Consider the following 11,440-nt stretch of genomic DNA (forward strand, 5'->3'; position numbering starts at 1 on the left):
GTTTAATAACCAGCTAAACTGGGTAAATTGGACTCAAAGGATTATCAGCTATCCATGGCACAGCAGGACATCATTACTCAATTACAGCTTGAACTAGAGCAGCATAAGCAGACAATCAAGCAACTAGAGAATGAGAACAATCGACTTACTCTATTAAATAAACGAGTAAACGAGCAACTCAACGCTACGCTTGATGGCACTGGTTTATGTCTATGGGAACAACATATTCCCACCGGGAACCTGACTATTTTTAATCAGCAGTGGGGCCATCTGCTCGGGTTTACTCGTGAAGAGTTACCTGCTCATATCAGCAGCTGGAAAAACAATCTACACCCGGAAGACAAAGACTGGGTGATACAAGCCTTTGAAAGCCATGTAGCCGGTAACGCTGAAATTTATCAAGCCGTGCATCGCATGGTGCACAAAGATGGCACTGTTGCATGGGTGTCTGACCGTGGGCGTATTATTGAATATGGTATTAACGGTGAACCGCTTCGTATTATGGGCACTCATATTGATGTCACTCAAGAAAAGCGCTACGAACAAGATTTAGCCAAACTCGCTCATCGTGATCCGTTAACTAATTTACTCAATCGAAATGCACTCATTGCTGCCTTTGAACAAGGAAAAAGCACTCACAGTACACATCAAGGCGCGCTGTGCTTTATCGATTTGGACGGTTTTAAGATAATTAATGACCACTTAGGCCATCGATATGGCGATAGTTTATTAATCCATATTGCCAACGATATAGCTCAAATATGCGATCAACTCTTTAGTACGCCAGACACAACACAAACCCCACTACATCATGTGGCACGTTTTGGTGGTGATGAGTTTGTCATTTTAGCCCATTGTAATGATGTGGAACGACTAACAACCTTGGCTAAAACCTTACTGTCGCACTATCAACACCCTATCGAATTAGAGGGTGAAAGCATTAAAGTAGGCCTCAGTATTGGGATCAGTTTATTTGATGAATTAGATGAGTTTACCAATGTTTGCGAGCAAGCAGATAAAGCCATGTACAGCATTAAAAAACACGGTAAACATAACTTCTTATTTTGGTAAGAGGATTAAAAAACTAGAAAATTTACTTTTACTCGCTTAAAAATTCCAACATAAGCTCTCATATAAGCCTTAAATCATAACCAACTGTGCCAAGGTCTTTGAAAAAATGCCCATTGCCAGGTTCAAACCAATATACCCTCTCACCAGTATTTTTACTTATGCTCAACTCCAGATAAAACTTGGGATAAATCCATACAATGAGTTTATTCAAAGCTGTAATGTCAGAGCTGTTATCTCGTTTGCTAACAAGGTGAAAGACGGATAAATATCTGACCTATTGCCATTCAATACCAAGCAGAACGCTAACAAAGAACGGTTTGATATTCATTAAGTCGATGTAAATGACACTGAAATTTGATATGAATAACACTGAAAATATAATTTATATCACTTTATATTCGTTTTCAGGATATGCTGCCAACTAAGTTGATTTGTTAATCAAAACAAAATCTCGAGTAAAGGCACCAAATAATATTGGTATACTGTTGTAATACAAAGAGCATGTTCGACTTATTTCGTCGTTGATGACAGCGGCGAAACAGAATTAGTACACTAAAGACACCTTGTCGTTAATCTCAACATAGGATGTTTATAGTCATCGGGTGAGTTTATTTGCCATCATGCAGTAAACTCTCGCTCATTAATGGATTTTATCACTAACCTAGTCTCGCATTAGCCTACATTGTTATCGCGTTATCATTAACAATCATGCCTTGTGATATGGCTTACTACTGACTAATAAGAATTATTCTTTATGTTTTTATCACCTTATTTTACTAAGCAAGATCAAAGTGTGTTTATTTCGGCTCAACAAGCCAGTGACTTCGCCAAAAAAATCGCTGGAGATTTCAACCCTATTCATGATGTGGGCGCTAAACGCTTTTGTGTCCCTGGCGATTTATTATTTGCACTAGTGTTGACCCAATACGGCCTAAGCCAAAACATGCAGTTTAAGTTTGCCGGCATGGTTGGTGACAACGTTGAGCTTCACGTCGATAAAAATGTGGCCAATAAATTCAGCATTAGCGACACCAAAGGCAAAGAATATCTGCATATCGAACGTCAGGGTGAAGTGTGCCAATGTGATATACAAACAGCGGCATTTATTAAAAGCTATGTCGCTTTTTCAGGATTGAACTTTACCCATGTACTTGTGCCAATGATGAAGCAATACAAGGTCATGATTAATCCTGATCGCCCATTAGTAATTTATGAAAGCATGTCATTTCATTTAGATCATTTTGATTTCAGCACCATTAGTTTGCACCTTATCAAACAAGACTTAGCCATTGATGGTAAGCGTGGCGATGTCACCCTCACCTTTGAACTGCAAAGCGAAGGCAAAGTGATAGGTAGCGGAATCAAAACATTAGTATTAAGCGGTTTGCGTGCTTTTGATGACGAGCAAGCGCAGCAAATGTGTGACAGATATGAAAGCAGAAAGTTAGCGTAAACCATAATACGTGAGCGATGTTCAATCGCTCACAATATACCATTCCATAATGATATCTAAGCAGTCCAACATGTTGAATGCTCAGATACCAATATGGAATGTTCAGTTCGATATCGTATTGATCATAATGTCAATTTTAATATCAATTTGTTACTTACAGGGTAAAACTTAAATAGCCAAAATTTTTGGTGCTTGTAGCAAGCTAGTGAATTTAAATCAGTGACTACTCTTGCTGTAATGGCACATCTTGTAATAATGCCAATGCACTATTGCCGATAAGTTGCTCAACACATTTACGCCCAACATCAGCAAAATGACTCACAGCAGCTTCGATGACAATATTAAGCGACTTGAGTATTTTCATGCTTTCGTCACTACTACCACATAAACTGAAAAACAGTTGTAAAACGGCTTTACGTTCAGGTTGTTTCATAACTTCAGCCCATGATTGCTCTAGCGCTGCTATCGAAGAAAAATCTAATCCTTCAATAAAAAACTGCCCAATACGTTGATCTAAACGCACTAAGAATTCTGTTTTACGCGGGAAGTGATGGCTGATACCCGTTCGGCTGACACCAGTAGCAGCAGACAGCGTAGTATAAGACATCGCCTCAAAACCAATCGTGAGGATTTGTTTAAAGGCTTCATCTAAAATTTGGTTAACGGTTAACTCAGTTTCAACTCGTGAACGCTTGGCCATAAACTTGGTCTCTCTAATTATTTTGGTGCAAGAGCTTACCAGACCAAACCAGAAAATTCTGCTAAGAATTAGCAAATTTACAACATTTTTAACCGTACATTATCCAGAAAGGCAGGATAAAACAGAACATTATCGCGATAACTATTTATTTACCCTTTAAAATCAAAGGTTATAAAAAACCACCATTTAATGAGCAGTAAGAAGTGATAAAAACACGTAACAAAAATTTACATATTATTTTTCGGTTAAGAATTGATTTGTCAGCCAACGCTGTGTTTCTGCCTTACCCATTAACCTTTCCAAGGTCGGAGACAACACTTCAATTAGCTCCGGTTGACGCCAAAACATATACCCTGGCAAAGATTGAACCGCGCTAAAAGTGCGTTGAACTAAGCTAGAAAACTCTGCCATATCACGCGGCGACCACGTCGGCATTAATGGATAAACCGCCGTTAAAAAATCCTCATAGTGAGTAAAACCCTGCAATTGCTGGGCATCATAATGACTGAGCACTATTTGAAGTTGAGGCGCACTCCAATGCGACAAATTACCACTGTCGTTGATAAGCGCCAGATTTCGGCGATGGAACTGTTGCCACCCCAAATCGAGCTGCTGATAATGCTGCGCAATACACCATAACAGATACAAATCCGCTAGCCATTCATGCTGATATTCTGTTAAAGAGGAGGGTAAAATGCTGCCTTGTAGTGCAATGTTATATAAATGACCTATTTCGTGCCACAAGGTTAATTGTATTTGGTTGGCTAATGGTAACTGATAAGTTTTTAAGCCAATAGCGCCACTTTGCTCAGCCATATTGTTAGCTGGATTAATAACAATAACCCCTGCTATTTTTTGATGCTCAGCAACCAGCACCATCGCACTTTTACGTCCAACTGCGCGGCGAATATTGGCAGCTGAAAAAGCCGTTTGTTGTTGTAATGAAGCAGGGAGTAACGCAATACACCTTACCAGTGTAGATAAAGAACATATTAGCGCTTGTTTGGTTGCTATTGGGATAAAATAAGCTTGGGGAATGTTATCACTCGCCAAGCCATCTTCAACCATAACCGCTGTGGTTTTTAGTTGATTTTTAACCACAGACTGAGACGTAATAAGCTGGCTGGCATTAACAAAGTGACAAACGAATAACGTTGCGCAAACAACGCTACAGCTTAATAACTTGAGTAATGACCGTTGCCAGTATCTAAACATCAACTATTTTTGTGACATAATATTTTGAATAATCGCAGTTGTTGATACACCGTCCTCAAATCCGAGCACTTCAACCTTGCCACCTGCCGCTATCACTTCAGCACCACCAGCAATATCTTCCACTTTGTAATCGCCGCCTTTAACTAAGGAGTCTGGCAATAATCGGGTAATAATACGTTGTGGTGTGTCTTCAGTGAAAGGCACCACCCAATCTACCGATGCTAAGCCCGCTAAAACAGCCATACGACGGTCGACAGGATTAACAGGACGTCCAGGGCCTTTTAAGCGCGTCACCGAGCTATCATCATTTACAGCAACAATAAGACGATCACCTAATGCTTTGGCTTGTTGTAAATAGCTCACATGGCCAGCATGCAAAATATCAAAACAACCGTTAGTCATTACAATACGCTCACCGCGTAAACGTGCCTGATCCATCGCATAAGCTAATTGATCTTCTGTCATTACCCCAAAACCAGACTCGCCATGGTTAAGGGCTAACGCTTGGATAAGTTCAATGCGGCTAACCGTTGAAGTGCCTAGTTTACCCACAACCACACCCGCGGCAGTATTGGCTATCGCACAAGCTTGCGCTAACGAAGCACCCGCAGCAATTGAGGTCGCTAAAGCAGAAATCACCGTATCACCAGCTCCCGTAACATCATGAACTTCACGTGCAACGGTTGGAATATGCAATTCTGGTTGGTTTTGCGACACTAACGTCATGCCCTTTTCTGAGCGAGTTACTAAAATAGCTTCAAAGTCGTGCAACTTGATCAGTTTCTGGGCTTTTTCGATTAAATCATCTTCGCTGGTTACCGTACCGACAACCGCTTCAAATTCACTCATATTTGGGGTGATTAATGACGCGCCGTGATAACGAGCAAAATCATGCCCTTTTGGATCAACTAAAACCTTTACCCCTTTGGCTCGCGCTTTAGCAATAAAGTCCTTAGGTTCATCAATGGCGCCTTTGGCATAATCTGACAATACCAATACATCGACATTATCTAAAATGGCTTCGCTTTGCGCGAATAATGCTTGGCTAGTCGCTTTATCAAATTGCTCTTCAAAATCTAAGCGGATTAACTGTTGATTACGCGACAATACCCGTAATTTAGTAATTGTCGGCTTGTCTGCTACCGTTAACCATTGCGGTTCAACGCCAAACACTTTTACACCTTGGGTTAATGCTTGTGCGGTTTCATCTTGGCCTACTATGCCCGCTAACTGGACATGTCCACCTAATGTCGCAATGTTTAATGCCACGTTGGCGGCGCCGCCGGGCCTGTCTTCAATTTGATTAATTTTAACAACAGGTACAGGGGCTTCGGGTGAAATGCGTCCCGTAGGGCCTACCCAATAGCGATCTAACATCACATCGCCAATCACTAAAACGCGCGCATTTTCAAAAGCTGGGAGAGAAACCTTCATAGTGTATTCGCTGTCTTGTAAAAATTTAACCGTGATTGTACCTAATTTTCATCTAAATATGAGTTAGAATAACAAATAATTTTTTGTGAACTAGACGAGTTGTCCGTGGTCGAGAAAGCCGAATTTTCTTCTGATTTATATCATCCTAAACATTGGCCTATGTGGTTTGGCGTCGGTTTAATGCGTTTAAGCTTGCTATTACCTCTGTCTTGGCAAATGAAAATTGGCCGTGGCATTGGTCGATTAGTCATGAAAGTTGCGGGCGGAAGAACCCACACCGCTAAGCGTAACATCGATTTATGCTTTCCTGATATGAGTCATGCAGACAAGCAACAACTGCTTGAGCGTACTTTTGAAGAAACCGGAAAAGCAGTATTTGACACCATTAACGCATGGTGGTGGTCAAACGAGCGCGTGCAACAGCACATGACCATTAAAGGCACTGAGCATGTTAGTCAGAGTTTAGACAATGGCAAAGGGGTGATTTTATTTGCGGTGCATTGCTTACCGCTTGAAATGGGCGCGCGTATATTTGGCCAGTTTGCTCCAGGAATTGGCGTGTATCGTCCCCATAACAATCCGGTGATGGAATACTTACAAGTTAAAGGTCGCTTGCGTTCAAACAAAGGCTTAGTGCCTAAGCGTGACGTGCGCCAAATGATCCGCAGTTTGCGCAGTCCTGACGTGATTTGGTATACCGCCGATCAAGACTTTGGTCGTTCGAGCGCAGTGTTTATTCCCTTTTTTGGCGTACCCGATGCTGCCACCATTACTGGCGCAACCTCATTGGCGAGGCTAGGTAAAGCCAATGTGGTACCTTTTTTTGTTGAGCGTAATAGCGATGATAAAGGCTACACCCTTGAAATCATGCCGCCTTTAGAGAATTTCCCCGGCGACAATGAAACTGATGACGCTATTCGTGGTAACCAGATTGTAGAACAACTGATTAACCGCAACAAAGCTCAATACATGTGGCTTCATCGTCGTTTTAAAACACGTCCCACTGAAGACACACCATCGTTATATGACTGATTTTAGTTAATCGTTTAGGTTATATAAATGATGACAGTTGCTACCGATTAACTACCAATGACCAATGACCAATACATAATTAACCCGCTATAGCGTTATTACAGCTATAGCGGGTTAATTATGTATTCAGCAAAATAGGCAAAATAGACACCTTGAAAGAGGCGGTTAGGTTTTCTTATGTGTAAACTCAAATTCTTGCGAAATATTGACCGCCTTAAATCCTGATGGATCCGTCATCAAGGTTTTCGCCATAAAATCGGCAGCCATACCAAAAGGCTTTTCATTCACTTGGCGATTAAACTCAATACCTTCGCCAGTTTTGCTGATTAAATATTGATAAGCCAAACGGTTACACTCAATCACCCAATCAGCTGTTTCGCCAGCGGCTTCAGTCCTCGGCAAGCAACTTAACCCAATAGAGTTATCATTGTGTGTTATCGATAATTCGACTAAGTGGCCTAAGGTTGACTGAGCATCGTCAGCTTCTGCCAGCATTGAGACTATCCCGCCTAGAGTGCAAACCAACAACGAACTTAACAATTTCATATTAACTCCTTTTAATACGTTTCTAACGGCGATCATTCAGATCAACAATATTCATACCAACAATATTCTTACCAACCATCATTTTATCAGTGGTCGTTTTATAAACGCACATAGACTAACAGTGAATACCATTAAATAAAATCACAAATCTCATTAAGGGATTTTTTATCAATAGCATGCTGTGGAATGGTCGCGTCATCGGCAGGATACCCAGCAATGATAAGCATATACGGACGTTCATTATCATTGTCGCGCCCGCACACTTTACTTAAAAAACTCATCGGTTTTGGCGTATGCGTTAATGTGCCGAGGCCCGCGTGATGTAATGCTTGAATTAAAAAGCCAGTCGCAATCCCCACTGACTCATGTACATAATAATTACTCTTCTGTTCACCAGACTCTTCAGTACGTTTTTTGCTGAACACCGCAATCAGCCAAGGCGCATGTTCTAAGTACGGTTTATCGGCATTGGTGCCTAACGGTTTTAATGCATCTAACCATTCTTCTCCAGCGCGACCTGCATAAAATGCTTGCTCTAATGCCTCAGCTTGTTGACGAATTTGCGCTTTTATCTGCGGACTATTAATCGCCACAAAATGCCACGGCTGATGGTTAGCACCATTGGGTGCTGTGCCCGCAGCTAATATACACTGTTCAATAATGGCTTGCGGTACAGCTCTATCAGAAAATGCCCGTATTGAATGTCGTCGTTTAACTTGCTGGTAATTATCTTGTGCCCGCTTGAGCATTTCATCTGGGGAATATTCAATAAAATCAGTTAACGGTAAATGCGCTTGGGTCATAATCCATCCTAATTATTGGTATTGGCTATGTTGTAGTGATAATTGAAAACGCATTTTTCAATTATCACTATTTTTTGTAATAACTCTAAGCTAACAAACAGGATAATAATTGCTATTAAAATATTCTTATTGAAACCGTTCGAGCGACAGATTAGAGTCTAGCGAGTCGGTTTAGCTTTCTAAAGGATTATATGATTGCAGCAATAATAGGTGCGACGGGTTTAGTGGGGAATACCTTACTTACTCGCATCATTGAAAGTGAACATTATAGTAAAGTATTGGTTATTGGCCGTTCAGCACCTAATTTGGTCGAACATCAATTTGGTGCTGAAAAAGTGCAGTTCATTTGCTGTCAACTTGACGAAATACATGAGCTGACATTAGCAGAAAAAGTGGATCATGCGTTTTGCTGTTTAGGCACCACAATCAAACAGGCGGGCAGTGAAGAAGCTTTTATTCAAGTCGATAAATTAGCCGTATTGGCTTTTGCTAAACTGATCCAAGCTCAAGCAAATCCTTCTCTTAAATTTATGGTGGTGACTGCATTAGGTGCGGATGCTAAATCAACGGTGTTTTATAACCGGATCAAAGGCGAAGTAGAGCTATCACTTAAGGCGCTATCGTTACCGGTACTTAATATTTTTCAACCGAGTTTATTATTAGGACCACGAGATAATGGCCGTTTTATGGAAGATATTGGTCAAACCCTTTTTGGTGGTTTATCGTTTCTATTTATCGGTCCGCTACGAAAATATCAGCCCATTAACGCACAAACGGTAGCGGAGTCGATGTACCAAGTGGCTTTGAAGCCTCAGGTTGCTCCCACGCATCAAATTATCACTAATGCCATGATGCATCGCTGTCATTATTAATAATACTACTCTCGACAACTATGCTGCTTTATGACAAGTTAATACACCTCTAATGTTCAATGCTAACGACATAAGACGAGTCAAAGTAACCATAACGTAAGGAGAATAGGAATGAGTGATGATAATGATTTAACCTTAAATGAAGTCTGTGAAATACTCGACAAAAGCCCTACTACGATTAAGCGTTATGCTCGCGAAAACTTACTGTTTACTGAACAAAACGGTAATGTGCTTAGTTTTAACAAAGCTGAAGTAATGCGTTATCGAGCGTGTTCTGAACATTAATATAGACTTAGGCTTATTTGCTAAAAAATCCCCAACCGTCAATGACAGTATGGGGATTTTTTATTGATACGCTCAGTTCATATTCTTATTTACAGGTGCTAAGCAGCACTTTGATGAGTAAATATGAATGACCAAGCATGGGCTAGCAAACCTAAATTAGCCAATGATCAGCAGCTTTAGTCACCAAAATCATCTAGCAAGATGTTTTCAGACTCGACACCCAAACTTTCTAGCATGGCTATCACTGACGCATTCATGATCGGAGGACCACACATATAAAACTCACAGTCTTCCGGCGCTTTATGTTGTTTCAAGTAATTCTCATACAGCACGGTATGAATAAAGCCGGTATAACCCGTCCAATTATCTTCAGGTAGTGGATCAGACAAAGCAACATGCCAAACAAAGTTGTCGTTTTCAGCGGCTAGTTGATCAAAATCTTGCTGATAGAACACTTCACGAGTTGAGCGAGCACCATACCAAAAACTCATTTTACGTTTGGTTTTAACACTTTTTAATTGGTTAAATATGTGCGATCGCATCGGTGCCATACCCGCACCACCACCAACAAACACCATTTCAGCATCGGTTTCTTTGACAAAAAACTCACCAAATGGTCCTGAAATCGTTACCTTATCACCGGCTTTTAAATTAAAAATATACGACGACATTTTTCCTGGCGGTAAACCAGCTTTAGGCGGCGTTGCAATACGCACGTTTAGCATAATCGTACCCTTTTCATCAGGGTAGTTTGCCATTGAATAAGCACGTAATACGTCTTCATCAACGGTAGACACTAAATCGAATAAACCGTATTTAACCCAATCGCCACGATACTCTTCAGGAATATCAAAATCGGCATAACGCACTTTATGCGCAGGCGCTTCAATTTGAATGTAACCACCGGCTTTAAACAACACATCTTCACCGTCGGGAATTTTTAATAACAGCTCTTTAATAAATGTCGCTTGGTTATTATTTGAAATAACCTCACATTGCCATTTTTTAACCCCAAAAATTTCTTCATCAATCTCAAGTTCCATGTCGGTTCGCACGGTAACTTGGCATGCCAAACGGCAACCTTCTTTGGCTTCTTTTTTTGAAATATGATCAAGTTCGGTCGCTAAAATATCACCGCCACCGGCTTTCACTTTTACGCGACATTGGCCACATGTACCACCACCGCCACACGCCGATGGTATAAAAATATGTTGCCCAGACAAGGCGCCCAATAACTTATCACCAGCAGGAGTTTGCACGCTTTTACTAGCGTCATCATTAATGCTAATAGTGACATCATTGGTGTTCACTAACTTACGTTTGGCAGCTAAAATCACCACCACTAGCAAACTTACCACTATGGTAAACATGCCAATACCTATTGCCATTTCCATTAAATAACCCTTTTCTTCAATGCGTTATAACGTAATGCCCGCAAATGACATAAAGCCCAGAGCCATTAAGCCGGTGGTGATAAAGGTAATCCCAATGCCTTGCAACCCATCAGGAATAGCATGAAACTTCATTCGTTCACGAAGTCCCGCTAATAACACAATAGCCATCGCCCAACCCACGGCAGAACCTGACGCAAACACCACAGACTCAGTAAAGTTATAGTCACGGTTGGCCATAAAAATGACCCCAGCAAAAATGGCACAGTTCACCGTTAATAATGGTAAAAAGATCCCTAATGACTGATATAAAGTTGGAATATAACGGTCTAAAAACATTTCTAAGATTTGCACCAACGCAGCAATGACCCCAATAAAGGTAATCAACTGTAAATAGCTTAAATTCAGCTCAGGAAACCCAGCCCAAGCTAATGCGCCTGGCGCTAAGATATTGACGTAGATAATTTGGTTTAATGGCACAGCCAGCACCATGACCACAATCACCGCAATGCCTAAGCCAAATGCAGTAGAGACCTTTTTCGACACAGCTAAAAAGGTGCACATACCCAAGAAAAATGACAGCGCCATGTTGTCGATAAACGCCGCTTGGATAAATAAATTAATATAGTGTTCCATGC

General features: G+C 41.0%; 12 protein-coding genes. 5 read left to right on the plus strand and 7 right to left on the minus strand.

From position 1 onward, the window contains the following. The first annotated feature begins 54 nt into the window (after positions 1–54). Entirely contained in the window at positions 55–1,071 is a 1,017-nt protein-coding gene (locus SFRI_RS16495) for a sensor domain-containing diguanylate cyclase (RefSeq protein ID WP_011638635.1), read from the plus strand. A 754-nt stretch (positions 1,072–1,825) separates the two neighbouring features. Further along, on the plus strand, positions 1,826–2,524 hold the full coding sequence (locus SFRI_RS16500) for a DUF3581 domain-containing protein (RefSeq protein ID WP_011638636.1): 699 nt from the start codon (positions 1,826–1,828) through the stop codon (positions 2,522–2,524). Between the two features lie 223 nt (positions 2,525–2,747). Here SFRI_RS16500 and SFRI_RS16505 read toward each other — a convergent pair whose 3' ends face one another. From SFRI_RS16505 to hldE, 3 genes are all read right to left on the minus strand, one after another. Further along, complete coding sequence (locus SFRI_RS16505) at positions 2,748–3,224, minus strand: TetR/AcrR family transcriptional regulator (RefSeq protein ID WP_011638637.1); 477 nt, start codon at positions 3,222–3,224, stop codon at positions 2,748–2,750. A gap of 234 nt (positions 3,225–3,458) precedes the next feature. Then, positions 3,459–4,439, minus strand: coding sequence for a hypothetical protein (locus tag SFRI_RS16510; RefSeq protein ID WP_049763555.1), 981 nt, complete (start codon positions 4,437–4,439; stop codon positions 3,459–3,461). Positions 4,440–4,442: 3 nt separating this feature from the next. After that, on the minus strand, positions 4,443–5,873 hold the full coding sequence (gene hldE, locus SFRI_RS16515; protein ID WP_011638639.1) for a bifunctional D-glycero-beta-D-manno-heptose-7-phosphate kinase/D-glycero-beta-D-manno-heptose 1-phosphate adenylyltransferase HldE: 1,431 nt from the start codon (positions 5,871–5,873) through the stop codon (positions 4,443–4,445). A 105-nt stretch (positions 5,874–5,978) separates the two neighbouring features. Between hldE and SFRI_RS16520 the strand changes: the two genes are divergently transcribed. Further along, positions 5,979–6,905 (plus strand): LpxL/LpxP family Kdo(2)-lipid IV(A) lauroyl/palmitoleoyl acyltransferase, encoded by a 927-nt coding sequence (locus SFRI_RS16520; RefSeq protein WP_041413200.1) that lies wholly within the window; start codon positions 5,979–5,981, stop codon positions 6,903–6,905. A gap of 165 nt (positions 6,906–7,070) precedes the next feature. On the opposite strand, the gene SFRI_RS16525 is transcribed toward SFRI_RS16520, so the two are convergent. Then, a complete protein-coding gene (locus SFRI_RS16525) occupies positions 7,071–7,451 on the minus strand; it encodes a hypothetical protein (RefSeq protein WP_011638641.1) in 381 nt (126 codons plus the stop codon). A gap of 131 nt (positions 7,452–7,582) precedes the next feature. Continuing rightward, complete coding sequence (locus SFRI_RS16530) at positions 7,583–8,254, minus strand: nitroreductase family protein (RefSeq protein ID WP_011638642.1); 672 nt, start codon at positions 8,252–8,254, stop codon at positions 7,583–7,585. A gap of 191 nt (positions 8,255–8,445) precedes the next feature. Between SFRI_RS16530 and SFRI_RS16535 the strand changes: the two genes are divergently transcribed. Further along, on the plus strand, positions 8,446–9,126 hold the full coding sequence (locus tag SFRI_RS16535) for a Rossmann-fold NAD(P)-binding domain-containing protein (RefSeq protein WP_011638643.1): 681 nt from the start codon (positions 8,446–8,448) through the stop codon (positions 9,124–9,126). A gap of 111 nt (positions 9,127–9,237) precedes the next feature. Continuing rightward, entirely contained in the window at positions 9,238–9,411 is a 174-nt protein-coding gene (locus SFRI_RS16540) for a helix-turn-helix domain-containing protein (protein WP_011638644.1), read from the plus strand. A 176-nt stretch (positions 9,412–9,587) separates the two neighbouring features. Here SFRI_RS16540 and nqrF read toward each other — a convergent pair whose 3' ends face one another. Together nqrF and nqrE are read right to left on the minus strand one after the other, a co-directional pair. Continuing rightward, positions 9,588–10,805 (minus strand): NADH:ubiquinone reductase (Na(+)-transporting) subunit F, encoded by a 1,218-nt coding sequence (gene nqrF, locus SFRI_RS16545; protein WP_011638645.1) that lies wholly within the window; start codon positions 10,803–10,805, stop codon positions 9,588–9,590. A 24-nt stretch (positions 10,806–10,829) separates the two neighbouring features. Further along, positions 10,830–11,438, minus strand: a complete 609-nt coding sequence (gene nqrE, locus SFRI_RS16550) for an NADH:ubiquinone reductase (Na(+)-transporting) subunit E (protein ID WP_011638646.1) — start codon at positions 11,436–11,438, stop codon at positions 10,830–10,832. Positions 11,439–11,440 lie beyond the last annotated feature (2 nt).

Source organism: Shewanella frigidimarina NCIMB 400 (assembly GCF_000014705.1).
GTDB lineage: Bacteria > Pseudomonadota > Gammaproteobacteria > Enterobacterales > Shewanellaceae > Shewanella > Shewanella frigidimarina.